This is a genomic window from Eleftheria terrae (genome assembly GCF_030419005.1).
GTDB classification, from domain to species: Bacteria; Pseudomonadota; Gammaproteobacteria; order Burkholderiales; family Burkholderiaceae_C; genus Caldimonas; species Caldimonas terrae.
In genome coordinates, this window is the sequence record NZ_CP106951.1 from 1,710,014 (window position 1) to 1,734,440 (window position 24,427).

The 24,427-nt window shown below is 69.8% G+C and carries 22 protein-coding genes; 14 read left to right on the top strand and 8 right to left on the bottom strand.

The features are described 5' to 3' along the window. Positions 1 to 217: 217 nt before the first annotated feature. From N7L95_RS07560 to N7L95_RS07570, 3 genes are all read left to right on the top strand, one after another. The gene (locus tag N7L95_RS07560) at positions 218 to 1,372 is read left to right on the top strand and encodes a PQQ-dependent sugar dehydrogenase (protein ID WP_301259211.1); all 1,155 of its coding nucleotides are present in this window, start codon (positions 218 to 220) and stop codon (positions 1,370 to 1,372) included. A gap of 72 nt (positions 1,373 to 1,444) precedes the next feature. Continuing rightward, on the top strand, positions 1,445 to 2,302 hold the full coding sequence (locus N7L95_RS07565; protein ID WP_301259212.1) for a 3',5'-nucleoside bisphosphate phosphatase: 858 nt from the start codon (positions 1,445 to 1,447) through the stop codon (positions 2,300 to 2,302). A gap of 63 nt (positions 2,303 to 2,365) precedes the next feature. Then, complete coding sequence (locus N7L95_RS07570) at positions 2,366 to 2,992, top strand: L-threonylcarbamoyladenylate synthase (RefSeq protein WP_301259213.1); 627 nt, start codon at positions 2,366 to 2,368, stop codon at positions 2,990 to 2,992. A gap of 26 nt (positions 2,993 to 3,018) precedes the next feature. Here N7L95_RS07570 and N7L95_RS07575 read toward each other — a convergent pair whose 3' ends face one another. Genes N7L95_RS07575 through plsY form a run of 3 tightly spaced genes read right to left on the bottom strand, consistent with a single transcriptional unit; the run spans position 3,019 to position 4,402 of the window. Continuing rightward, a complete protein-coding gene (locus N7L95_RS07575) occupies positions 3,019 to 3,375 on the bottom strand; it encodes a glutaredoxin family protein (protein ID WP_301259214.1) in 357 nt (118 codons plus the stop codon). A gap of 20 nt (positions 3,376 to 3,395) precedes the next feature. Further along, on the bottom strand, positions 3,396 to 3,752 hold the full coding sequence (locus N7L95_RS07580; protein WP_301259215.1) for a RidA family protein: 357 nt from the start codon (positions 3,750 to 3,752) through the stop codon (positions 3,396 to 3,398). A gap of 2 nt (positions 3,753 to 3,754) precedes the next feature. Continuing rightward, positions 3,755 to 4,402, bottom strand: coding sequence for a glycerol-3-phosphate 1-O-acyltransferase PlsY (gene plsY / locus N7L95_RS07585; RefSeq protein ID WP_301259216.1), 648 nt, complete (start codon positions 4,400 to 4,402; stop codon positions 3,755 to 3,757). 247 nt (positions 4,403 to 4,649) lie between these two features. Between plsY and N7L95_RS07590 the strand changes: the two genes are divergently transcribed. Further along, positions 4,650 to 5,810 carry a hypothetical protein gene (locus N7L95_RS07590; protein WP_301259217.1) on the top strand — a complete coding sequence of 387 codons (1,161 nt, stop codon included), beginning with the start codon at positions 4,650 to 4,652 and terminating at the stop codon, positions 5,808 to 5,810. A gap of 95 nt (positions 5,811 to 5,905) precedes the next feature. Here N7L95_RS07590 and N7L95_RS07595 read toward each other — a convergent pair whose 3' ends face one another. From N7L95_RS07595 to N7L95_RS07605, 3 genes are all read right to left on the bottom strand, one after another. Next, positions 5,906 to 7,342 (bottom strand): RNA polymerase factor sigma-54, encoded by a 1,437-nt coding sequence (locus N7L95_RS07595; protein WP_301259218.1) that lies wholly within the window; start codon positions 7,340 to 7,342, stop codon positions 5,906 to 5,908. Positions 7,343 to 7,784: 442 nt separating this feature from the next. Continuing rightward, positions 7,785 to 8,777, bottom strand: a complete 993-nt coding sequence (locus N7L95_RS07600; RefSeq protein WP_301259219.1) for a hypothetical protein — start codon at positions 8,775 to 8,777, stop codon at positions 7,785 to 7,787. Next, positions 8,774 to 9,031 (bottom strand): hypothetical protein, encoded by a 258-nt coding sequence (locus tag N7L95_RS07605; protein WP_301259220.1) that lies wholly within the window; start codon positions 9,029 to 9,031, stop codon positions 8,774 to 8,776. The genes N7L95_RS07600 and N7L95_RS07605 overlap by 4 nt, the downstream gene beginning before the upstream one ends. A gap of 168 nt (positions 9,032 to 9,199) precedes the next feature. Here N7L95_RS07605 and N7L95_RS07610 point away from each other — a divergent pair, with 168 nt between their 5' ends. The 6 genes from N7L95_RS07610 (at position 9,200) to N7L95_RS07635 (ending at position 17,585) form a co-directional block, all read left to right on the top strand. Then, the gene (locus tag N7L95_RS07610) at positions 9,200 to 9,805 is read left to right on the top strand and encodes a hemerythrin domain-containing protein (protein WP_301259221.1); all 606 of its coding nucleotides are present in this window, start codon (positions 9,200 to 9,202) and stop codon (positions 9,803 to 9,805) included. A gap of 20 nt (positions 9,806 to 9,825) precedes the next feature. Continuing rightward, positions 9,826 to 13,428 (top strand): FAD-dependent oxidoreductase, encoded by a 3,603-nt coding sequence (locus N7L95_RS07615; RefSeq protein ID WP_301259222.1) that lies wholly within the window; start codon positions 9,826 to 9,828, stop codon positions 13,426 to 13,428. Positions 13,429 to 13,432: 4 nt separating this feature from the next. Beyond that, the gene (locus tag N7L95_RS07620; protein WP_301259223.1) at positions 13,433 to 14,383 is read left to right on the top strand and encodes an amidohydrolase family protein; all 951 of its coding nucleotides are present in this window, start codon (positions 13,433 to 13,435) and stop codon (positions 14,381 to 14,383) included. A gap of 29 nt (positions 14,384 to 14,412) precedes the next feature. Continuing rightward, a complete protein-coding gene (locus N7L95_RS07625) occupies positions 14,413 to 15,663 on the top strand; it encodes a glycosyltransferase (RefSeq protein ID WP_301259224.1) in 1,251 nt (416 codons plus the stop codon). A gap of 79 nt (positions 15,664 to 15,742) precedes the next feature. Continuing rightward, positions 15,743 to 16,063, top strand: a complete 321-nt coding sequence (locus tag N7L95_RS07630; protein ID WP_301259225.1) for a BON domain-containing protein — start codon at positions 15,743 to 15,745, stop codon at positions 16,061 to 16,063. Positions 16,064 to 16,157: 94 nt separating this feature from the next. Next, the gene (locus tag N7L95_RS07635; RefSeq protein WP_301259226.1) at positions 16,158 to 17,585 is read left to right on the top strand and encodes a sigma-54-dependent transcriptional regulator; all 1,428 of its coding nucleotides are present in this window, start codon (positions 16,158 to 16,160) and stop codon (positions 17,583 to 17,585) included. Between the two features lie 8 nt (positions 17,586 to 17,593). On the opposite strand, the gene N7L95_RS07640 is transcribed toward N7L95_RS07635, so the two are convergent. Next, complete coding sequence (locus tag N7L95_RS07640) at positions 17,594 to 18,496, bottom strand: YihY/virulence factor BrkB family protein (protein WP_301259227.1); 903 nt, start codon at positions 18,494 to 18,496, stop codon at positions 17,594 to 17,596. Between the two features lie 112 nt (positions 18,497 to 18,608). Further along, a complete protein-coding gene (polA, locus tag N7L95_RS07645) occupies positions 18,609 to 21,371 on the bottom strand; it encodes a DNA polymerase I (RefSeq protein WP_301259228.1) in 2,763 nt (920 codons plus the stop codon). 69 nt (positions 21,372 to 21,440) lie between these two features. Between polA and N7L95_RS07650 the strand changes: the two genes are divergently transcribed. The 4 genes from N7L95_RS07650 (at position 21,441) to N7L95_RS07665 (ending at position 24,388) form a co-directional block, all read left to right on the top strand. Beyond that, positions 21,441 to 21,755: a hypothetical protein gene (locus N7L95_RS07650; protein WP_435870067.1), complete on the top strand. Its 315-nt coding sequence runs from the start codon at positions 21,441 to 21,443 to the stop codon at positions 21,753 to 21,755. Positions 21,756 to 21,806: 51 nt separating this feature from the next. Beyond that, a complete protein-coding gene (locus tag N7L95_RS07655; protein ID WP_301259229.1) occupies positions 21,807 to 22,766 on the top strand; it encodes a homoserine kinase in 960 nt (319 codons plus the stop codon). A gap of 94 nt (positions 22,767 to 22,860) precedes the next feature. After that, the gene (locus tag N7L95_RS07660; RefSeq protein ID WP_301259230.1) at positions 22,861 to 23,649 is read left to right on the top strand and encodes a BPSS1780 family membrane protein; all 789 of its coding nucleotides are present in this window, start codon (positions 22,861 to 22,863) and stop codon (positions 23,647 to 23,649) included. Beyond that, entirely contained in the window at positions 23,633 to 24,388 is a 756-nt protein-coding gene (locus N7L95_RS07665; protein ID WP_301259231.1) for a FecR family protein, read from the top strand. The genes N7L95_RS07660 and N7L95_RS07665 overlap by 17 nt, the downstream gene beginning before the upstream one ends. Positions 24,389 to 24,427 lie beyond the last annotated feature (39 nt).

The following is a 24,427-nucleotide window of genomic DNA, read 5'->3' on the forward strand; positions in this document are numbered from 1 at the left end:
AAGGGGGAGCCGACCGGCCCGGCGCCTCGCCGCGGCCGCCCGAGCGGCACCCTCCGCGGCATCCCGGCAACGCGCCGCCCGGGGCTGATGGCCGCCTGAGGTGCTGCTGGCCTGCCTGCCCGCGGCGCCGCGCGTCGCTGGACGCCTGCATCGCTTGGCAGCCGTGGGCACCTTGTTGCAGGATGTGGGTTTACCCCACCTGTACATGGAGATCTGTATGCCACGCCGGCCCCGTCCTCTCCTTTGCGCCGTGCTGCAGCGCCCCCGGCGGCTGCCGAGCGCGCTGCTGGCCGCAGCGGCGGTCTGGGCCGCGGTGGCGGGCGGCACGGCCGGCGCCGCCGAGCGCCTGAAAACCGTGGCCGTGGCGCGCGGGCTGCAGTACCCGTGGGGGCTGGCTTTCCTGCCCGACGGCCGCATGCTGGTCACCGAGCGGCCCGGGCGGCTGCGCATCGTCTCGGCCCGCGGCGAGCTGAGCCCGCCGGTGCAGGGCCTGCCCGCGGTGGACAGCGGCGGCCAGGGCGGGCTGCTCGACGTGGCCCTCGACCCGCATTACGCCGAGAACGGCTGGATCTACCTCAGCTATGCCGAACCGGGCGACGGCGGCAACGGCACCGCGGTAGCGCGCGCCAAGCTGCAGGGCCAGCGGCTCACCGACCTGAGCGTGATCTTTCGCCAGTCGCCCAAGTTCAAGGGCGGCAACCATTTCGGCTCCCGCCTGGTCTTCGGCCGCGACGGCCGGCTCTTCATCACGCTGGGCGACCGCTTCAGCTTGCGCCAGCAGGCGCAGTCGGCCGGCGACACCATCGGCAAGGTCGTGCGCATCGAGCCCGACGGCCGCGTGCCGGCCGACAACCCGCTGGTGGGCAAGCCCGGCGCGCGGCCCGAGATCTGGAGCTGGGGCCACCGCAACATCCAGGGTGCCGCCCTGCATCCGCAGACCGGTGAGCTCTGGACCCACGAGCACGGCCCGCAGGGCGGCGACGAGGTCAACCTCACCGAACGGGGCAAGAACTATGGCTGGCCGGTGATCACCTACGGCCGTGAATACGGCACCGGCTTCAAGATCGGCGAAGGCACGGCCAAGGACGGCATGGAGCAGCCGCTGGTGCACTGGGTGCCGTCGATCGCGCCCAGCGGCATGGCCTTCCTCACCAGCGACCGCTACCCAGGCTGGCAAGGCAGCCTGTTCGTCGGTGCGCTGCGCGCGCAGGTGCTGGTGCGGCTGGAGCTCGACGGCCGCAAGGTGGTGCGTGAAGAGCGCCTGTTGCAGAACCTGCACGAGCGCATTCGGGACGTGCGCCAGGGGACCGACGGCTGGCTCTACCTGCTCACCGACAGCGAAGACGGGAAGGTGCTGCGCGTCGAGCGCTGAGGCCGCTGCGGCCGCCGGGCAAGGCCTTTGCCCGGAAGGGAAGCGCACGGTCGTTCACCTCCCTACAATGCAGTGGTGGACATCCTGAACGCCGACCTGCACTGCCATTCCAACGTTTCCGACGGCACCCTGTGCCCCGAAGACCTGGCGGCGCGCGCCCACGCGCGCGGCGTGCAGCTGTGGGCCCTGACCGACCACGACGAGATCGGCGGCCAGCAACGGGCCGCCGCCGCGGCTGCGGCGCTGGGCATGGCCTATCTCACCGGCACCGAGATCTCGGTCACCTTCGCCGGCGAGACGGTGCACGTGGTCGGCCTCGGCTTCGACGCCGGCGACGCGGCGCTGCAGGCGGGCTTGGCCCGCACGCGCGGCGGCCGCGAATTGCGGGCCCGCGAGATGGCGGCCGGCCTCGCCAAGGTGGGCATCGAAGGCGCGTACGAGGGGGCGCTCAAGTACGTCGGCAACCCGGACCTGATCTCGCGCACGCACTTCGCCCGCTACCTGGTCGAGATCGGCGCCTGCCGGGACACCCCGGAGGTCTTCCGCAAGTACCTGACCGAAGGCAAACCCGGATTCGTGCCCCATGCCTGGGCCACCCTGGAAGACGCGGTGGGCTGGATCACCGGCGCCGGTGGCATGGCGGTGGTGGCCCATCCGGGCCGCTACAAGTTCAATGCCAACGAAGAGTACGCGCTGTTCTCGCACTTCAAGGACCTGGGCGGGCGCGGCGTCGAAGTGGTCACCGGCAGCCACACGCCGGCGGACTATGCCAAGTACACCGAGCTGGCGCAGGAGTTCGACCTGTACGCCTCGCGCGGCTCCGACTTCCATTCACCCGCCGAAAGCCACACCGACCTCGGCAGCCTGCCCTTGCTGAGCCCGCAGCTGCGCCCGGTGTGGGCCGCTCTGGCCGACCGCATCCAGCGCTGAGCCGCGGCGGCCCGATACGGTCAGTGACCGGCGGGTTCATCGGCGGCAGCCACAATCGCCGGCATGGCCCAGTACTTCGAAGTTCACCCCGACAACCCCCAACCCCGCCTGCTGAAGCAGGCGGCGCAGATCCTGCATGCCGGCGGCATTGCCGCCATCCCCACGGATTCGAGCTATGCCCTGGTCTGCCACCTCGACGACAAGGACGCGGTCGAGCAGCTGCGCCGCATTCGCGGCGTGGACGACAAGCACCACCTTACCCTGTTGTGCCGTGACCTGTCCGAGCTGTCGAGCCACGCCAAGGTCGACAACCGCCAGTACCGGCTGCTCAAGCTCGGCACACCGGGCCCCTACACCTTCATCCTGGAAGCCACCAAGGAAGTGCCACGACGCGTCTCGCACCCGTCGCGGCGCACCCTGGGGCTGCGGGTGCCGGGACATGGCGTGGCGCAGGAACTGCTCGCCGTGCTCGGCCAGCCGCTGCTGGCCACCACCTTGATTCCGCCCGGCGAGACCGAGCCGCTCAATGACGCGGCCGAGATCCGCGAGCGCTACGAGCGCCAGATCCAGGCCGTGGTCGATGCCGGCGCCTGCCCAAGGACGCCCACCACGGTGATCGACCTCACCGAGGACGAGCCGCGGGTGCTGCGACTGGGCTGTGGCCCGCTGGAGCCGCTCGGGCTGGCCTGAGGCCGGCACCCGCGCGGGCTCCTGCTTCAGGGCTCGAAGGCCCGTGCCAGCCGTTGCGGATCGAATCCCACCTGGCGCCGCCCCTTGACCACCAGCGTCGGCACGCCGGCCGATCGCAGTGCCTCAAAGGCCTGCCGGCACGCCGGGCTGCGCTCGATATTGCACTCGGTGTGGCTGACCTCGTGTGCCTGCAACCAGGCTCGCGCCTTGGCGCAGTAGGGGCAGTCGCTGGTCGTGTACATCACGATGTCGCCCGGCCGGGCCTGCTCGGCCAGCACACTGGCGGCCTCGCGATCGGCGCCGTTCTGGGCCAGCTGCACCGCCCACAGCACCGCCCAGGCTGTCAGCAGCAGGCCCAGCAGGGAGCGCAGCCGGCGCGGCACCGGGCCCCGTCGAGCGGCGCTCAGCTGGCCGCCGGCAACGCGGCCGTGACAACCACCTCGATCTTCCACTCCGGGCGGGCCAGCGCCGCCTGCACGGTGGCCCGCGGTGGCGCGTGGCCCTCGGCCACCCAGGCGTCCCAGACGGCGTTCATGCCGTCGAAGTCGGCCAGGTCGGCCAGGAAGATCTGACACATCAGGAGGTGGCGCTTGTCGGTGCCGGCCTCGGCCAGCAGGCGGTCCACCATGCCGAGCACCTCGGCGGTCTGGCCGCGGATGTCCTGGGTGCCATCGTCGGGCACCTGGCCGGCCAGGTAGACCGTGCCGTTGTGGATGGCCATCTCCGACAGCCGCTTGCCGACATGAAAGCGTTTCACCATGCTCAATTTCCTTTCGGGCCGTGCGCCTTGCCGGCCGGGGCGGCCTTCTGGCCGATCTTGCTTTCCTTGCCTTCGATCAGCTTGCGGATGTTGGCGGCATGGCGCCACACCAGCAGCATGCTCATCACGATGACCGCACCCAGCACCGGACCGGCCCCCCAGCCCAGCAGCTGGTAGAACGGCGCGAAGACCGCGGCGACCAGGGCCGCGAGCGAGGAATAGCGGAAGAACACCGCGATGATGACCCAGGTCGCCAGCGTGGCCAGGCCCAGCCAGGGGTTGATGGCCAGCAGCACGCCGGCGGCCGTCGCCACGCCCTTGCCACCCTTGAAGCCGAAGAACACCGGGAACAGGTGCCCCAGGAAGGCCGCCAGGCCCACCAGGGCCAACGCGCCCTCGCCGAGCCCGAAGCGCTCGCCCCAGAGATGCACCAGCACCACCGGCACCACGCCCTTGAGGGCGTCGAGCAGCAGCGTCAGGATGGCGGCCGTCTTGTTCCCTGAGCGCAGCACGTTGGTGGCGCCGGGGTTGTTGGACCCGTAGGTGCGCGGGTCGCTCAGGCCCATCACGCGGCTCACGATGACGGCAAACGACAGCGAGCCGATCAGGTAGGCGGCAAGCACCGCGACGAGGCTGTTGAGTGTCTCCATGGATTCCTGGAAGTTGGTCCGGCGAGCGACAAAAAAACGATCGACATTGTGCACCCGCCGCGGGCCTCCACCGCTCCCTCGCATCCATGACAGGAACAGCCCTTGCTGAAATGCAGAGGCTGCGCGAACAGCCCGTGCCACGAGCACCGGGCCTGGCCGCCCCCCTGCAACGGTAAAGCGTACACGGGCTTGCAGAAGCGCCGGCGCAGCAGGAGCAACGATTCCACAACGGTTGAAAGGAACGCAGATGCAACAGCGAAACTATGGAGAGCAGCGTCGCAACGAGGGCAGCGACGACGACTATCGCGCCCGCAGCGACGAACGCTATGGCCAGGGCGACCGCTGGCAGCAGGATCGCTTCGGTTCGCAATCCCGCTCCGGGGGCCGCGACTACGAGTCGGCACGTAGCGGCGGAGGCTGGGGCAACGACTACGGCAGCAACGACCAGGGCAGTGACTACAGCGCAGGTCGCGGCTCGATGGGCGACTACTACACCGGCGGCCAGCGCGGCAGCCAATACAGCACCGGCGGCTTCGCCGGCAACTACGGCTCGCAAGGCCCGCAAGGCGGCTCCCAGGGCTGGGAAGGCGCTCGCAGCGGCTGGGGCGGCCAGTATGAGGAAGGCGGTCCCAACCAGCGCGGTGGCCAGTTCCAGCAGGGCCGGCAGTACCAGGGCGGCCAGTACCAGCAAGGCGGCAGCCAGTACGGCTCGCAAGGCGGCCAATACCAGGGCGGTGGCCAGTACGGCCAGCAGCAGGGAGGCCAGTACGGCCAGCAAGGCGGCTATGGCGACCAGCAGGCCGGCCGCTATGCCAGCCAGTACGGCGGCTACGGCAGCGGCAGCAGTGGCGCAGGCTACGGCGGCGGCTATGCCGGGCAGGCGAACTATCGCGGCGGCGGCTACGGCGGCCAGTCCTATGACGAGCACTCCAGCAACACCTATGGCCGCAACTACGGCGGCTCCGGCGAGCACGAGGGCTACACGCAGGGCATGCGCCACGCCGATCCCGACTACCACCAGTGGCGCATGGAGCAGATGCGCAGGCTCGACGAGGACTATCACCACTGGAGGCAGGAGCGCTACCGCAAGTTCTCCGACGAATTCGACCAGTGGCGCCAGGGCCGGCAGTCGGGCTCCAGCGGCCAAGGCAGCCAACAGATGGGCAGTTCCGGCATCGGCGGCTCCAGCGGCGCAACCACCGGGCTGAGCGGCAGTTCTTCGGGGCTCGGTGCTTCGTCCAACACCGCGAATGCCGGCAGCAGCGGCGCCGGCTCGACCGGCTCGGTCTCGGGCAGCAGCGGGCTGTCCGCCAGCACCGGCTCGGCCAGCAGCGACAGTGACCGCACCGGCAGTGGCAACAACGCCAGCAGCGGCTCCAGCTCCTCCGGCTCGTCCAAGTCGAAGTAAGCGGCCCATGCGCCGCCCGTGAACGAAACCGCCGGCACGAGGCCGGCGGTTCTCTTGGTGGGTGGGAGGGGGTCCGGCAGCGGACCCGCAGCCCCTCAGACGTGCTTGCGGCGCTTTTCGACCGAGGGCAGGCGCATCATCTGGCGGTACTTGGTCACCGTGCGGCGCGCCACGCTCAGGCCCTGCCGGGCAAGCTGCCGGGCAATCTGCGCATCCGACAGCGGATCCATCGCATCCTCGGCCTCGATCATGTCCTTGATCACCCCCCGGATGGCGGTGGCCGAGCAGGACCCGCCGCTGACGGTCGGCAAGGCGCGCGAGAAGAAGTACTTCAACTCGAACACGCCCAGCGGCGTCGCCATGTACTTATTGTTGGTCACGCGGGACACGGTGGACTCGTGCAGGCCCAGTTCCTCGGCGATCTCGCGCAAGCCGAGCGGCTTCATCGCCAGCGCGCCGTATTCCAGGAAATGGCGCTGGCGCTTCACGATGGCCTGAGCCACATGCAGGATGGTGGCGAAGCGCTGCTCCACATTGCGCACTGTCCAGCGCGCCTCCTGCAAATGGGCGGCCAGCTCCGAATGGCCCGAGTCGCGATGGCGCTGGAACAACTCGGCATAGACCTGGTTGAGCCGCACCTTGGGGATCACGTCCGGGTTCAGCGTGGCGGTCCACACGCCGCGCACCTTGCGCACGATGACGTCGGGCGTCACGAACTGGGTGTTGGACGGGCCGAAGCGCCAGCCCGGCCGCGGGTCGAGGTGGCGGATGCGTTCACAGACGGCCTCGACCTGGGCGACGCTGGCGCCGAGGGCGCGGGCGAGGCCGTTGACGTCGCGGGTGGCCAGCCGGTCGAGGTGCTCGCCGACGATGCGGCACGCCAGCTCCTGCTCGGCAGCGGGCTGGATGTCCTTGAGCTGCAGCAGCAGGCATTCGCGCACGTCGCGTGCACCGATGCCGCTCGGATCGAGCGACTGCACCAGCTTCAACGCCACGTTCATCTCGGTGTCGTCGGCCGGCGGCGAGCATTCGACCAGGCCCTGCAACTCCTCCAGCGTGAGGCGCAGGTAGCCGTCGTCGTCGAGGGCCTCGATGATGGTGCCCGCCAGGGTGCGGTCGCGTTGCGACAGCGGCATCACGTTGATCTGGCTGTGCAGGTGCTGGCGCAGCGAGATGTCGGCAGCCACCATCTCGACCAGGTCGAGGTCGCCGTCGCCCGTGCTGCCACGGCCCGAACCGCCACCGGCCGAGCCCCAGCTCTCGCGGTCCCAGGGGGTGTCGGCCGCCGGCGCGGTCACCGGCGTGACATCGGCCCAGGTCGGCACCGGCTCTACCGGCGCCGCCTCGGGAGTGGCGGCTGCCGTCGCGTGGGCGTCGCCGTCTTCCTCCAGGAAAGGATTGCTGCCGACGGCCTGGTTGACCTCCTGGGCAAAGTCGAGGGACGACAACTGCAGCAGGCGAACGGCCTGCTGCAGACGAGGCGTCAGCGTCTGGTGTTGCCGGTGCTCAAGTCGAATGACCGGTGCGTTCATGCAGTCCTCCCGATGAAAGCCCCACGCCTTGCTCCGGCGGGTCGGTGGGGTTGCACATGTGAATGAGCAAGGATCGAAAACCAAAAAGACAGGCCGGCAACGCCCATCTTCCGCCGCTTTGGCTGTGAGAAACAGTGGCAAGCATGAGCAGAAGGAGGACGCGGCACGACGGTGTACGGTGTTGGGTGAAGGGGCTCGCGCCAGGCGAACCCGGACCGGGGAACCAGGCGTGACAGCAAGCTGCACGGTGTCCGGCCCTCGGGGTGCGTCCTCTTAGAGCAACCCCCGTGCCAGGCAATCGGGAACGGGTAGTCCATCGGTGTCGGCGTTACAAGAAGCCGCATACCGCTACAAGACGCAGGAAACATCCCGCATCGCAAAATTGCGACGCCGCTTTCGGCACAGCGCGCTCACGCTGGGGTGATCGTGGCGCCCTGACGAGTCAATTCCGCACCAGTCTTAGCCTGGGCCGACCCGTAACGGGCGGTCGAGCGCAGGGCAAAGCCCGCGCCTGGACCTGCGACAAATCCTCTTTCGCGGGAACAAATTGTGCGCTTTGCCGCAATATCTGCTGAAACTCACCGGCGACACGGGGGTGTCTCAAGGCCTGCGCGAGGTTGGCTTCCAGCCATTTCGTGGGCCGCCGACAGTCGAACCGCCGGCCGCTGTAACGATAGGCAAACAACGGCTGTGTCAGAAGGACAGCGCCGAGCACGTCGCGCAAGTCGGCGGCGCGCAACACCGTGCGTTCAGCCTGCTGGGCGAGGGTGTCGAGCACACCGGGCGTCAGGATGCAGCGGCCGGCAGCCGCCCAGGCAGGCGCCTGCGTCGCTGCGATGCCCGCGCCCCGTCCGAGCCGGCGCACGCAAGCCAGGCGCACATCGCTGACGGCCGTCTCCACCATGACGTTGTGCGGGTCGTTGGCCGCGGCGGCCTCCACCGCCACCAGGCTGCAGGGCGTGCGCTCGAACTGCCGCAACAGCTGCTGCAGCACGCCGGGCTCGCCGTCGGTCACTTCGGTGGGCAGCAGCAGGGCAAAGGCCTCGCCGCGCAGCAGATGGCGGGCGCCGAGCAGCCCGTGCGCGAGGCCGCGCTCGCCGCCTTGCCGCAGCAGGTGGGCTCGCACACCGCGCGGCAGCATCGACACCTCGAGGTCCAGTTGCTCATCGACCGGCCCGCGCGGGCCGTCCAGGACAAACAAGATCTCCTCGATGCCGGCCGCCAATGCCTCGGTCACCGCGTAGTGCAACAGCGGGCGGTCCACCACCGGCAGCATCTCGATCGGCAGGGCCTGCAGCGCGGGCCAGGCCACGGCCTGCTGCCCCACCGGGATGACCGCCTTGCGCACCCGGGGCTCGCCGCGGGGGGGAGCGGAATGCGGCCCTTCGGCGGCAGGAGTGCCGAGCAGCCGGCGCAAACAGGCAGGAAGTTTCATGAACGACCGCTCTTGAGCTGCTCGCGGTAGACCTTGTCGGTGACGGCACCGCGGTCGGTATCGACCAGGCCGCGCTCCACATCGTCGTGGGCTTGCTGCATCACCTCGTCCTGCTCGGGGCGCTGCTGGTCCTGGCTGTCGGCCGACTCGTCGCGCTCGTGCGGCATCCGGGGCAGGCGGCGCTGTGCGGCGTTGGCGGTGGTGTCTCCGGTGCGGGTGCGCTGGCCGGTATCGCTCGGGCGGGAGGTGGACATGCTGGGCTCCTCGAATAGGTGTTGCGTGTCCGGCAAGGCGCGTGCCGCGAGGAGCGGCTGGTGGCTTGCCTGGCCTGGCGGGCTGGCGCGGGGCCGTGGCGGCGAGGAACACCGTTTGCTGACCGGTGCTTGACTCATCCCCGCCCGTCCGACCAAGGAGTACCGTCCATGACCACCCGCAATTCAAGCGCCAGAGCCGAAGTCATCGAGATGCTGAAGGAGGACCACAAGCGGGTGAAGAAGGCCTTCCGCGATTTCTCCAAGCTCGATCCCGAAAACGATCCGCAAGCCTGCCAGCAGCTGGCCGACCAGATCTGCACCGATCTGCAATTGCACGCCCGCCTTGAGGAAGAGGTGTTCTACCCAGCCGCCCGCAGCGGCATGGACGAGCCCGAGCTGATCGAGGAGGCCGAGGTCGAGCACGCCTCGGCCAAATGGCTGATCGAGCAGCTGCGCACGATGTCGCCCGACAACCCGCGCTTCGCGGCCACGGTGACGGTGCTGGGCGAGTACGTGAAGCACCATATCAAGGAGGAAGAAGGCGACATCTTCGAGAAGCTGAGCCGCTCGCGCATCGAGTGGGAGGCCCTGCTTGAGGAGATGCACGAGCGCCGCACCGAGCTGATGGTCGAGATGGGCCTGGCGGCCCCGGCCGAGGAGGCCGCCAACGACGAAGCCGACAGCGGCGAGGAAGCCGAGTCTTTCGATGGGGCGCACGCCCAGGGCGGCTCACGCTCGGGCCGGGGCGAGTCCTCCCACAAGGCCGCCCGCTGAAAGCCGCCGCCCCGCCGCCCATGTCCGGCTCGCCCTGGCCCAGCGCCGAGCAGGCCCGACTGCTGCAGGAAGGCGCCTGCAACTGCCCCGCGCTGGCCTCCTTCTGGATGGGCGGCTTCGAAGGGGCTGACCACCGCAATGGCCGCGGCGAGCCGCTGGACATGGTCCGCAGCACGGGCCACCTGCAACGGCTGGAGGCCGACTACGCCAGCCTGGCCCGCTGGGGCCTGCGCGGCGCGCGGGAGAGCATCGGCTGGCGCCTGTCGGAGGGCGCCGGTGGCCGCATCGACCTGGCACGCACCCAGCGGGTGGCGGAGGCGGCTCGCCGCCACGGTGTCCAGCCCCTGTGGACCCTCATGCACTACGGCATGCCGGCCGACGTCGACATCTTCGACGACCGCTTCATCGCCCGGTTCGTTCGCTTTGCCGAGGCGGTGGCGCGCACGCTGAAGCCGCTGTCCGAGCTGCCCCCGATCTACACACCGATCAACGAGATCAGCTTCCTGGCCTGGGCCGTCAGCGAGACGTCGATGATGGCTCCCTACCTGAACGGAGACGCCGCCCGGGCCGACAGCACCCGGGCCAGCGGCTACGCCGTCAAGCGCCGCCTGGTGCGGGCCGCCCTGGAGGCGATGCAGGCCATGCGAGCCATCGATGGGCGTGCCCGCTTCATGCATGTCGAGCCGGTGCTGCACGTGGTGGCGCCGGCGGACCGGCCGGACCTGCAGGGCCTGGCGGCGGAGGTGCGCGGCTACCAGTGGCAAACCTGGGACCTGTTGGCCGGCCGGATGGAGCCGGAGCTGGGCGGCCACGAGGCGGCGCTCGACCTGCTGGGCCTGAACCACTATCACAACGGACAGTGGGAGGTCGGCACCGAGCGTCGCCTGCACTGGCACTTGCGTGACCCACGTCGTCTGCCCTTCGGCTCGCTGGTGCGCGAGACCTGGGAACGCTACCGCCATCCGATGATCGTGGCAGAAACGAGTCATGTCGGTGTCGGGCGCGGCCAGTGGCTGCATGAGATGGCCACCGAGGCGGCCCGTGTGCGCGCCGCCGGCATCCCGCTCGAAGGGCTGTGCCTCTATCCAATCGTCGACCGCCACGACTGGGACGACCCCACCCATTGGCACAACAGCGGCCTGTGGGACGCCGCGCCGCCGGACACCCCCCTGCCGGCCGGCTGTGCACCGGGGCGCGTGCTCAACCGGCCCTATGCCCGTGTACTCAGACGCTGGCAACGCCAGCTGCCAGCCTGCACCACCGAAGGAAGCCCCAAGATGTCTCGACCCTGCCTGCTCGTCTTCTCGCACCTGCGCTGGGACTTCGTCTACCAGCGCCCGCAGCACCTGCTGTCGCGACTCGCACAGCAGTACCGCGTGCTGGTCGTCGAGGAGCCGGTGCACGATGCCGGGCTGCCGCACCTGGAATGTTTCCGCCCCTGCGAGGGGGTGGAGGTGCTGCGGCCGCACACGCCGGTGGAGGCCGCCGGCTTCCATGACGACCAGCTGCCAGTGCTCAAGCCCCTGGTGCAGCGGCACATCGAGGCCCATGGCATCGACAACTACCTGGTGTGGTTCTACACGCCGATGGCGCTGCCGCTGCTCACCGGCCTGCAGCCGCGAGCGGTGATCTACGACTGCATGGACGAGTTGTCGGCCTTCAAGTACGCGCCGCGGCAGATGCGCCAGCGCGAATCGGCCCTGATGAAGACCGCCGACCTGGTCTTCACCGGCGGCCCCAGCCTGTATGAGGCCAAGCGCGAGCAGCATCCGCAGGTGCACTGTTTCCCGAGTGCGGTCGATGCACAGCATTTCGCACCCGGCTCCGCGCTGGCCGATCCGGCACATGCGGCGGCCGCCGAGCAGTTGCAATCGCACCTCCCCTCGCCCCGGCTCGGCTTCTTCGGCGTGATCGATGAGCGACTCGACGTGGAACTGGTGGCAGCCCTGGCCGATGCCCGGCCGGACTGGCAGCTGGTGATGGTCGGCCCGGTGGTGAAGATCGACCCTGCGCACCTGCCTCGCCGCGCCAACATCCACTGGCTGGGGCAGCAGTCGTACGCCCGGCTGCCGGCGCTGGTGGCCGGTTGGGACGTCTGCCTGCTGCCCTTCGCGCTCAACGAGTCGACGCGCTTCATCAGCCCGACCAAGACGCTCGAGTACATGGCGGCGGAAAAGCCGGTGGTCAGCACGCCAATCCACGACGTGGTCAGCCTGTACGGCGACGTGGTGCGCGTCGGTGCCGACCGACAGGCCTTCATCGACGCCTGCGTCGCCGCACTCGGCGAAACGCCGGCGCAACGCCAGGAGCGGGTGGTCGCGATGTCGGCCGTGGTGGCCCGGCTTTCGTGGGACAGCACCGCAAAGTCCATCGGCCGGCTCATCGCCGACGCCCTGCAGCGGCGCACGGTGGCGACCGCCGGCCAACCGGCCGCAACAGCGGCCGCCTCCCTGCCGACCCCTGCCGTGCCGCTCGCCCCGGGCTCCGCCGCGGCAGCGAGCGCCGCGACCCCCGCGGTGCGTGCGGTGCGCCATGTGGTGATCGGCGCCGGGCCGACCGGCCTGGCGGCCGCCTACCACCTGGGTGGCGACACGCTGCTCGTCGAGCGCGAGGCCCGCGTTGGCGGCGGCTGCCGGTCCACCGAGGAAAACGGCTTCACCTTTGGCAACGCCGGGCATGTGATGTTTTCCGAAGACCCGGAGGTGCATGCGCTCTACAGCAAGCTGCTGGGCGACAACCTGCACTGGCAGACCGTCCGGGCGGCGGTGCACCGCGATGGCTGCCTGGCGCCCTTCCCGCTGGCCGGTGCACACCACGGCCTGCCGCCGGACGTATTGAAGGAGCAGCGCCGCCCGAGCGCCAGCACTCGCTTCGGCTATCCGCTGCGCGGTGGCTTCCAGGCCTTGATGGAGGCCTTCCTGCCTCACCTGCAAGCGCAGCTCTCGCTGAATACGCGGGTGGTCCATGTGTCGCCTTCACAACGCACGCTGCGGCTGGACGACGGCCGGACCCTGCAGTACGAAACCCTGGTCAGCACCATGCCGCTGCCACAACTGGTGGCCGCGTGCGGCAATGAAGCACCGCCCGAGGTGCAGGCGGCCGCCCGCGGGCTGCGCCATCTGTCGGTGCGCTGCATCAACCTGGGCGTGGACCGGGCGGCCCTGACCGACCAGCACTGGATCTACTACCCCGAAGGCACCGTCTTCGACCGCGTCTTCGCGCAGGGCAACGCCAGCCCGCATTGCAGCCCGCCGGGCGGCTTCGGCCTGACCTGCGAGATCGGCTACGGCCCCGGCCGCCCCTTGCCTTGCGACGGCCCGGCGTTGCTGGAGCGGGTGGTGGCCGACTGCCGTCGTGTCGGCCTGCTGCGGGAGGACGATCGCCTGCTCGCCAGCAGCCAGGTCGACCTGCCGGGCGCCTGGCTGGTGCACGATGCCGCACAGGCAGGCCAGCTCGCGCTGGTGCGCCAGTGGCTGGGCCAGTTCGGCATCGTGCTGGCCGGACGCTACGGCGAATGGGCCCACGACCATGCGGAACATGCCTTCGTGGCCGGCCGCCGGGCGGCCCAGCAGGCCCTGGCGCGCAGCGGCGCAGCGGCACAGACCATCGCCAAGGCGGGGTGAGGCGATGATCATCGATGCCCATGTGCACTGCACCGGCCAGGAGCGCAGCGGCGACGTGCTGCGATCGCTCGACGATGCCGGCATCGACATGGCGGTGTTGCTGGCCCCCTTCCTCAGCGAAGGCTATTCGCTGGAAGACCCCGAATCGCTGCGCCGCGGCAATGCGGGGTTGGCCCGGCTGGTGAAGGGCCACGAAGACCGGCTGATCGGCTTCGCGGTGCTCGATCCGCGCCGCGCCGACGCACCCGACGACCTGCAGCGCGCCTATGACCAGGGCCTGCGCGGCATCAAGATGGTGCCCGCCGGCTGGTATCCGTATGACGAGCAGGTGCAGCCGCTGTTCGCCAAGGCGCACGAGCTCAAGATGCCGCTGCTGTTCCACAGTGGCATCTTCATCGATGGCCGCTCGGGCCGCTTCTGCCGGCCAACCTTCTTCGAAGCGCTGCGCGACTACCCCGGACTCAAGGTGGCGCTGGCCCACCTGGGCTGGCCCTGGACCGATGAAGCCATCGCCGTCGGCCTGATCGAGCTGATCCACGGCGTGGCGCCCGACCAGGTGATGTTCCGCTTCGACATCTCCTTCGGACCGCCGCCGGTGTACCGGCGCGAGGTGCTGTCCAAGGCCCTCAGCGTGCTGGGCCCCGACCTGCTGCAGTTCGGTAGCGACTGCTTTCTGCCCTGCAGCGGCGCCCACATTGCCGAGCGCCGAGGCTGGGTGGAAGACCTGCTGGACGAGCTGGACGTCGACGCTCGCGGCCGCGAGCGCATCTGGAGCGGCACCGCTGCGGCCTGGCTGGGCCTTGACGCAGCGGATGCGGCACGCCGTGCCGCGCAGGCCCGCGAGCGTGCACCGGCAGAAGCCGCCACCCTGGGCGTGGCGACCCGCCGCCTGTTCACTTCCCTCCTTGGTGGGGACCAAGGCCGCCCGCCCGGCCTGGCCCCCGTGTGCTGCTGATTGCAGCGTCCTCAGCCTCCCAGCGACCCATGGCACCACTGCAAACCACTCCGCGGACCCATGTCCTGCAGATCGTCGGCAACGCGATCGTCGGCGGCATGGAGACCTATGTGTCCCGCCTGATCGAGCGGCTGCCGCGGGAACGCTTCCGCGTCACCGTGCTGTGCCCCTGGGAGAGCTCGATCAGCGAGCAACTGCGCACCACCGGCACCGAGGTGATGGTGGTGCCGATGCCGGACGACCCGCCGTGGGCATCGATCCAGACCACCAGCGCGCTGATCCGGGCGCACGGGGTCGACGTCATCCAGGCGCACCTGCCCAATGCGCACCTGCTGGCCGCCGTGGCCGGCCACCTGACGCACACACCGGTGCTGGCCACCATCCACGGCCGGCAGCTGCAGGTGGCCGACCTGGAGGCGCACCGCCTGGCCGGCACCCATCTCAGCGTGGTCTGCAAGTACACCTACTACCACGCGCTGACCCTGGGCGTCGCTGCGCCGCAGCTGCACCTCATTGCCAATGGCGCCGACCTGCAGGTGTTCCGTCCGCGGCGGGTGCGCGACGGCGCACTGCGGCAGCGCTTCGGCATTGCGGCCGACGTGCCGCTGGTGGGCTTCGTCGGCCGCCTGTCCTGGGAGAAAGGACCCGAGAGCTTCTTGCGCGCCGCCTTGATCGCACACCGCCGCTGCCCGCAAGCGCGCTTCGTGCTCGTGGGCGACGGCCCGATGGCGCAGCAGTGCGCCAGCTTCATCGACAGCTTCGGCATGGGCGACTACACGCACCTGGCCGGGCTGCAGTCGGACATGCCGGCGGTGTTTGCCGAGCTGGACCTGGTGGTCTCGACCTCGCACACCGAGGCCATGCCGCTGGCCCTGATGGAAGCCATGGCCAGTGGCCTGCCGGTGGTGGCGACCCGGGTGGGTGGCGTGCCGGACATGGTGCAGCACGGCCTCACCGGTGCGCTGGTGAGCCCGGGCGATTTCGACGGCGTCGGCGCCCAGATCGCGAAGCTGCTGGAAGCGCCGGACACCCGCGAAGCCATGGGCCGGCGGGCGCGCGAGCGCGCCGAGCAGCACTTCGACCTGGCAGAAGGGGTGGCCGCCACCGGCGAATTGCTGGCCCGGCTGGCGCAGGCCAATCCGCAGCGCGCGCTGAGCAGCCGGCCGCTGGCGGAAGCGGCACCGGTGCCGGCGCCGGCACGCAGCGCCGCCAACGGCCATGCGGCCGCCGGCCATGCTGGCACCGGCCGGCGTGCGCCCCGCAAGCAGGTGGGCGTCTGAGGAGCAGGCACGCTGGTTGCGTTCTCTCTGGCGTTCGCGGCACGGGCCGCAACGGTTTATCAACACCAAGGAGCCCCCTATGAAGAAGCTTTTCGTCGCCAGCATGATCGCCACGGCAGGCCTGATGGCCATGACCGGTTGCGCTGTCACCAGCGGTCAGAGTTCGGTCGGCGAGTACGTCGATGACGCCACCGTCGCCACCCGGGTGAAGACGAAGTTCGCCACCGACCCAGGCGTGAGCGCCGCCCGCATCCAGGTGGAGGTGCAGGACGGCACGGTGCAGCTGGCCGGCTTTGCCACCAGCGAAGCCGAGCGCGCCAAGGCCGCCGAGCTCGCTCGTGAGGTCCCGGGGGCCAAGAGCGTGCGCAACAACATCATCGTGAAGCCGGCCGACAAGTAAGCCGCCCACGCACGGGGCCGGATCCGACCCGCCGCTGCGTCTGTAAATCGCACAGCAATTCCGACCGGCCCCCCTTTTCACCAGCCGACCTCGCATGCCCCACGTCCTCATCGTCGACGATTCGCCTGATGAACTTGGGTGGATGAGCGAAGTGGCCCAAGCCGAAGGTTGCACCGTCGCCACCGCCGACTCGCTGCGTGCCGCGCGGGTCCAGCTGGTACGCCAGCAGCCGGAGGTGCTGCTCACCGACATCCAGCTGCCCGACGGCAACGGCTTGCAGCTGGTGCGCGAGCTCGAGGCGCCGGCGCAAACGGAAGTGGTGGCCATCACCGGCCACGCCTCGGTGGACAGCGTGGTGGAGGCCTTGCGCCTCGGCGCCACCGACTACCTCGTCAAGCCCATCGACATCGAGCGCTTGCGCGCCATCCTGAAGCGCCAGCCCGAAGCGGCCGAACTGCGCCACGAAATCGGCGAGCTGCGTGGCGAGCTGCGCAAGGCCGGCCGCTTCGGCCTGCTGCTGGGCGCCTCGCCTGCGATGCAATCGCTCTATGACAAGCTGGCCCGTGTGGCCCCGACCTCGGCCACCGTGCTGCTGATCGGCGAGAGTGGCACCGGCAAGGAGCTGGCGGCGCGCACGCTGCACGACTTGAGCCGGCGCAAGCGCTGCCCCTTCCTCGCGGTGAACTGCGGCGCCATCTCTCCCCAGCTGATCGAAAGCGAGCTGTTCGGGCACGAGAAAGGCAGCTTCACCGGCGCGGACCGCCAGCACATCGGCTTCTTCGAACGTGCCAATGGCGGCACGCTGCTGCTCGACGAAGTGACGGAGATGCCGCTGGAGCTGCAGGTCAAGCTGCTGCGCGTGCTGGAGACCGGCAGCTTTGCCCGGGTCGGCACCACCCAGCTGATCTCGACGGACGTGCGCATGGTGGCAGCGACCAACCGGCTGCCGGAGAAGGCGGTGGCCGAGGGCCGCTTCCGCGAGGATCTCTACCACCGCCTGAACGTCTTCCCGGTGGTGCTGCCGCCGCTGCGCGACCGCGGCACCGACATCGAGTTGCTGGCCCAGCACTTCCTGGACGAGCTGAACCGGCAGGAAGGCACCAGCAAGAGCTTCTCGCCGCAGGCCATCGCCCGGCTCTACGAGCACAGCTGGAGCGGCAATGTCCGCGAGCTGCGCAACCATGTGCAGCGGGCCTTCATCCTGTCGGATGACATCGTCGAGACCGCCGATGCCGGCGATGCGCCGATGGACACTGGACCGGGCGACGTCATCAGCATCCGCATCGGCACCCCGCTCGACGAGGTGGAGCGCCGCGTCACCATGGCCACGCTGGAGCGCTGCGGCCAGGTCAAGCGCAAGACGGCCGAGGTGCTGGGCATCAGCCTGAAGACCCTCTACAACCGGCTCGAGGTCTATTCGATGAAGGACCAAACGCGCGAGGACGGCAACCCGCCGCTGCCGCGCCACCGTCCGCCCCCGCCGCGCAGCCGTGACGCGGGCGGCGGCACCCACAAGCACTGAGCCCGCCCTCAGTCGGCCGGCAGGCCCGGCGCGCGGCCGCGGGCGCCGTCGATGCACCAGGCCAGCGAGGCGCCGAGCAGGAGGATCTGTGAGGTGTAGTAGACCCACAGCATCAGCACCACGAAGGAGCCAGCCGCGCCGTAGCTTGACGACACCCCCGTGCGGCCCAGGTAGAGCCCGATCAGGTGCTTGCCGATGGCAAACAGCAAGGCACTCACCACGGAGCCGACCGCCACTGCATGCCACCCCGGCGGCGCCTCAGGCAGCCAGCGCAGCAAGGCCGCAAACCCGAAGGACAACACCAGCGTCGAGACCGCCAGGTCGAGCGCCGCGATCAAGGCCGCCAGCGGCGGGAAGCGGGCGGACAGATAAGCGCCCACCGCCGCCAGCGCCGCACTGGCCAGCAGGGACACGATGGCCAGGAAGCCCACGCCCAGCACCAGCGCAAAGGCGATCAGCCGCGCCTTGAGAAAGGCCGACAGCCCGCTGGCCTGCTGCTGCAGCCGCCCCAGGCGGTTGAGCGCGCTGCGCAGCGCGATGAACACGCCGCTGGCGCCCAGCAGCAGCGCCGCCACGCTCAGCGTACCGGCCAGGCCGCTGCTGCTGCCGCGCCAGGACGAGGCAATCATGGCCTCGATGCTCTGGGCCGCGTCACGCCCGACGATGTCCTGGATCTGCTCGACGATCTGCCCGCGCGCCGCCTCGGCGCCGAACACCGCGCCGGCGATCGTGATGACGATCACCAGCAGCGGCGCCATCGCAAACATCGAATAGAAGGCGATCGACGCGCCGAGCTGCGGTCCCTGCTCGTCGAGCCAGACGTCCACCGCCTGGATCACCAGCGCCAGCGGCCCGCGCAGGGGACGCGGCACCCAGCCCCAGGCTCGCTGCTGCAAGGCATGTAGATCCATGCCAGCAAGCGAAGGCAGGGAGCATGCCCGTGGTCGCGCCCGGCGCGGCTCCTGCCGCCCGAAGCGGGGCCGCCAAGACAGTGGCCCCAAGGTCAGGCGCGGCCGAAGGAGCTCAGTGCGCCCGGTCCCAGTTCGGGCCCACGCCCACCTCGGCCAGCAAGGGCACCTTCAGCTGCGCCACCGAGGCCATCACGCGCGGCACTTCCGAGCGCACCCAGTCGAGCTCGTCCTCCGGCACCTGGAACACCAGCTCGTCATGCACCTGCAGCACCACCAGCGTCTGCTTGGCCGCGGCGTCGAGCGCCTGCTGCACCGCCACCATCGACAGCTTGATCAGGTCGGCCGCGGTGCCCTGCATGGGCGCATTGATGGCCGCCCGCTCCGCACCGGCGCGGCGCGGCCCGTTGGGGCTGTTGATTTCGGGCAGCCACAGGCGGCGGCCGAAGACGGTCTCGACATAGCCCTTGTCCTTGGCCGAGGCACGCGTCTCGTCCATGTAGCGCTTGACCAGTGGATAACGCTGGAAGTAGCGATCGATGTAGTCCCGCGCGGCCTTCTGCTCGATGCCCAGATTGGCCGCCAGGCCGAAGGAGCTCATGCCGTAGATGAGGCCGAAGTTGATCACCTTGGCATAGCGGCGCTGCTCGCTGCTGACGTCCTCGGGCGGCAGGTTGAAGATCTCGGCCGCGGTGGCGCGGTGCACGTCCAGGCCTTCGGTGAAGGCCTTCATCAGCGTCGCATCCTCGGAGATGTGCGCCATGATGCGCAGCTCGATCTGCGAGTAGTCGGCCGAGACGATCACATGCCCCGGCGGCGCAATGAAGGCCTCGCGGATGCGCCGCCCCTCGGGCGTGCGGATGGGAATGTTCTGCAGGTTGGGTTCGTTGCTCGACAGGCGCCCGGTCACCGCCACTGCCTGCGCGTAGTTGGTGTGCACCCGGCCAGTGGCCGGGTTGATCATCTGCGGCAGCTTGTCGATATAGGTGCCCTTGAGCTTGGACAGGCTGCGGTGCTCGAGGATCTTGGCCGGCAGCGGGTAGTCCTCGGCCAGCTTCTCGAGCACTTCCTCATCGGTGGACGCAGCGCCGCTGGCCGTTTTCTTGACCACCGGCAGCTGCAGCTTGCCGAACAGGATTTCGCCAATCTGCTTGGGGCTGCCGAGGTTGAAGGGCTGCCCGGCCAGTTGATGCGCCTCGGCTTCCAGTGCCACGATGCGCTGCGCCAGCTCCTGGCCCTGCCGTGCCAGCAGCCCGGCGTCGATCAGCACGCCATTGCGCTCGATGCGCAGCAGCAGCGCCGACACCGGCATCTCGATGTTCTCGTACACCTCGCGCAGCCGGGGCTCGGCCTGCAGTTGCGGCCACAGGGTCTGGTGCACGTGCAGCGTCATCTCGCTGTCCTCGCACGAGTATTCGGCGGCCCGCCCCACCTCCACCTGGGCGAAGGGAATCTGGCTGGCGCCCTTGCCGCAGACGTCCTCGTAGGACAGGCCCTTGCGGTCGAGGTGGCGGGCGGCCAGGCTCTCGAGGCTGTGCGGCTTGTGCGCCTCGAGCACATAGCTCTGCAGCATGGTGTCGTGGCGGTAGCCCTGCACCGCGATGCCGTGATTGGCAAAGACATGCAGGTCGTACTTCACATGCTGACCGAGCTTGGCGCACGCCGGGTCTTCCAGCCAGGGCCGCAGGCGCTCCAGCACCTGGTCCAGCGGCAGCTGCTCGGGCGCATCGGCATAGCTGTGCTGCAGCGGCACATAGGCCGCCTCGCCCGGCGTCACGCTGAAGGAGATGCCGACGATGCGGGCCCGCATCGGGTCCAGCGAGTCGGTCTCGGTATCGAGGGCCGCCAGCGGGGCCGCCCGCAGGCGCGCGATCCAGGCATCCAGCGCCTCGAAGTCGAACACCGTCTCGTAGCGCTTCTCCACCACCGGCACCGCCGCCGGGGCCCCGCTGCTGACGCCGAACAGCTGGCCCGTCTCGCCGGCCGGCAGCGCGGCCTGCCGGCCCAGCTGCTCCTCCAGCTCGCGCCGCCAGGTCTTGAAGCCGTAGCGGGTGAAGAAGCCGAGCAGGCCCTCGCGGTCCACCTCCTTGAACTCCAGCGCATCGAAGGCGGGCCAGTTGTCGACATGGCCGCTCAGGTCGCAGTCGGTCACCACCGTGATCAGGCGGCGGCCCTGCGGCAGCCAGTCCAAGGCCTTGCGCAGGTTGTCGCCGGCCACGCCCTTGATCTTGTCGGCCGCGGCGATCACGCCGTCGAGCGAGCCGTGCTCCAGCAGCCACTTGACGGCGGTCTTGGGGCCGACCTTCTCCACGCCCGGCACGTTGTCCACCGTGTCGCCGATGAGCGTGAGGTAGTCGATGATGCGCTCGGGCGGCACGCCGAACTTCGCCTGCACGCCGGCGATGTCGAGCGTCTCGTTGCTCATGGTGTTGATCAGCGTGACATGGTCGTTGACCAGCTGGGCCATGTCCTTGTCGCCGGTCGAGACGATGACCTTGCGGCCATGCTTGCAGGCCATGGCCGACAGCGTGCCGATGACGTCGTCGGCCTCCACGCCCGGCACCTCCAGCACCGGCCAGCCCAGCAGCCGCACCACCGCGTGGATGGGCTCGATCTGTGCCGCCAGGTCCGGCGGCATCGGCGGCCGGTGCGCCTTGTAGTCGGCATACCACTCGTTGCGGAAGGTGTCGCCCTTGGCATCGAAGACGCAGGCGGCATGGCGGGCGGGATACTGCTCGCGCAGCTTGCGCAGCATGTTGATCATCCCGTAGATCGCGCCGGTCGGCTCGTCCTGCGCATTGCGCAGGTCGGGCATGGCATGGAAGGCACGATAGAGATAGCTGGAGCCGTCGACCAGCAGCAGGGTGTTGTCGCTCATGGCGGCATTTTCCTGCAAGCCCTCGGCCGCCTGCCCGGGCAGATGCAACCGGGGCCTAAAATCGCGTCCATGAAGCGCTCTGCCTGCTGCCTGGCCTCGATGGCCGCCCTGTTCGCCGCTGCTGCCGCCGCGGCGCCCGCCCCTGCCCAGCCCGCGGCTGCGGCGGCGGTGCCCGAGGAGGCGGTGCAGCGCATCCATATCGAGGATGACGGCGCGCGCATCGACGAATTGCGGGTGCGCGGCCAGAACCGCCGCATCACCGTGCAGCCGAAGAAAGGCGGCGCCGCCTACGAAGTCCTGCCGGCCGACGGCGGCCGCGACATGACCAACGAAAACCAGCGTGGCGCCGCCGGCAAGCGGGTCTGGCAGCTGTGGTCCTTCTGATTTCCGCCGCCTTCCCTTCCTGAACCCCGTGCCCTGCACGCTGCCTTCCCCATGGCCGTCTTCACGCCTGTTTCCCTCGACGATGCCGCGGCGCTGGCGCTGCGCCTGAACCTCGGCGCCACGCTCGGCCTGCGCGGCATCGCCTCCGGCATCGAGAACACCAACTATTTCCTCACCACCGAACGCGGAGAGTACGTGCTCACCCTGTTCGAGCGCCTGGGCTTCGAGCAGCTGCCGTTCTACCTGCACCTGATGAAGCACCTGGCCGGCCACGGCATCCCGGTGCCCGAGCCGCAGGCCGACGCCGCCGGCGAGATCCTGCATGCGGTGGGCGGCAAGCCGGCCGCAGTGGTCAACCGGCTGCGCGGCGGGCACCAGCTGGCGCCCAGCACCCGGCATTGCGAGGCCGTGGGCGCCATGCTGGCGCGCATGCACCTGGCCGGACGCGACTATCCGCGCAGCCAGCCAAACCTGCGCGGCCTGGCCTGGTGGGGCGAGACGGTGCCGGTGGTGGCGCCGCACCTGGCGGCGCCCCAGCGGGAGCTGCTCGAATCGGAGCTCGCCTTCCAGCAGAATCTGGCCGGCTCCGCGGTGTATGCGGAATTGCCGCGCGGCCCAATCCATGCCGACCTGTTCCGCGACAACGCGATGTTCGAGGGCGACACCCTCACCGGCTTCTTCGACTTCTACTTCGCCGGCGTCGACACCTGGTTGTTCGACATCGCCGTCTGCCTCAACGACTGGTGTGTGGACCTGGACAGCGGCCGCCTGGTGGAAGAGCGTGCCACGGCCTTCCTTGCGGCCTACGACAGTGAACGCGAACTGACTCACCATGAGTCACGCCTGCTGCCCGGCTTGATGCGGGCCGGCGCCCTGCGCTTCTGGGTCTCGCGCCTGTGGGACTGGCACCTGCCGCGTGACGCGCACATGCTGAAAGCTCACGACCCGACGCACTTCGAGCGCATCCTGCGCGAGCGCATCGCCAATCCCTGGCACTACGTGAAGGGCTGAGCCCGCGCGTGCAGCGGCCCTATCATCAGGGCCGCCATGCCGGTGCCCGGCCGGGGCCGGCGATCGCCGAGACCGACTTCCACCAAGAAGAGCCATGAAACTTCGACTGGTACGCGCCCGCCGGGGCACCGTGTGGGTGCAGCAGGCGTTCCGCGTGTTCTTTCGCCAGCCGCTGGCCTTCACGGCGCTGCTGTTCATCGCCCTGTTCGGCGCCTTCCTGCTGCTGGAGCTGCGCTACGTCGGAAGCTTGCTGCTGTTGGCCCTGCTGCCGGCCGGCACGCTGGGATTCATGATCGCCACCCACCAGTCGCAGAGCGGCCGCTTCCCGATGCCGGGCGTGTTCGTCCAGGCCTTCCGCACCGACCGCAGCCGCACCCAGGCCCTGATCCGGCTTGGCGTGGCCTACGCGGTCGCCTCGCTGGTGGCGATGCTGCTGATCCGCTGGCTGGAGGGCGACATGGCGGCCCTCGAGCAGGCCATGTCCGGCGCCCCGGGCAGCGAGGACCTGCTGGCCGACCCCCGGGTCCAGCGCGGCCTGCTGCTGCGCCTGCTGCTGGCCCTGCCATTGAGCGTGATGTTCTGGCATGCGCCGCCCCTGGTGCACTGGGGTGGCGTGAGTGCGGCCAAGGCCGTCTTCTTCAGCCTGGTGGCCTGCTGGCGCAACAAGGGCGCCTTTGTGGTGTATGCGCTGACCTGGGGCGGCGTGGTGGCTGTCTTCGGTGTGCTGTCGGCACTGGTGTTCTCGCTGCTCGGCGCGCCCGGCATGGTGCAGCTGGCGGCCTTTCCGGCCGCGCTGATGTTCATGACGGTGTTCTACATTTCGCTGTACTTCACCTTCGTGGACTGCTTCGAACTCGACCTGGCGGATGAGCCACCTGCTTGACGGCCGCAGCGCCACCGAGCTGCAGTGGCTCACCCGCCGTGAGACGCTGGTCGGCGCCGCCGCCTGGCTGGCCGGCTGGCCAGCGGGGCCGCTTGCCGCGCCGGGCCGCAGCAACATCGTCACGCTGATCGGCGAGGCGCTGCTCAATGGCGAGCGCCTGCGTCGCGGCGACTTCATCCAGGCCGGCGACAGGCTGGAGACCGGCGACGCCTCGATGCTGGTGTTCACCCTCGGCGACGCGGCCTTCCACCTGCGCCAGCGCACACGCCTGACGCTGGATCGGGGCCGCTCGGTGCACCTGGTGTCGGCCCTGCGCCTGCTGACGGGCGGCCTGGTGTCGGTCTGGGGCCGGCGCGAGACGGCCCGCCTGGTACAGACGCCCGCGCTGACCATCGGCATCCGCGGCACCGGCGTCTATACCGAGGCCCGCGAGGACGGCCGCACCTATTTCTGCAACTGCTACGGCCGCGTCGAGCTGAAGGCCGGTGCCACCCGCCTGCTGTCGCAGTCGGACTACCACCAGGCGGTGTGGGCCGAGCCCGGGCAGCCGGCCGGCCAGCGCCTGCGCCCGGCCGGGATGATCAACCACACCGACGAGGAACTCGAATTCCTCGCTGGCCTGCTGCGCCTGCGCACCCGCTGGCAGGAGCTGGGCCGCAAGGGCGTGCGCGACGGCCGGGGCTACATGCCGGAGCAGGCGGAGCAGCCGCACCCGGCCGCCTCTCGCCGCCTGGATTGACACGCGCGGCGGCGCCATACCGCCTCCCCGTTCTGCGCG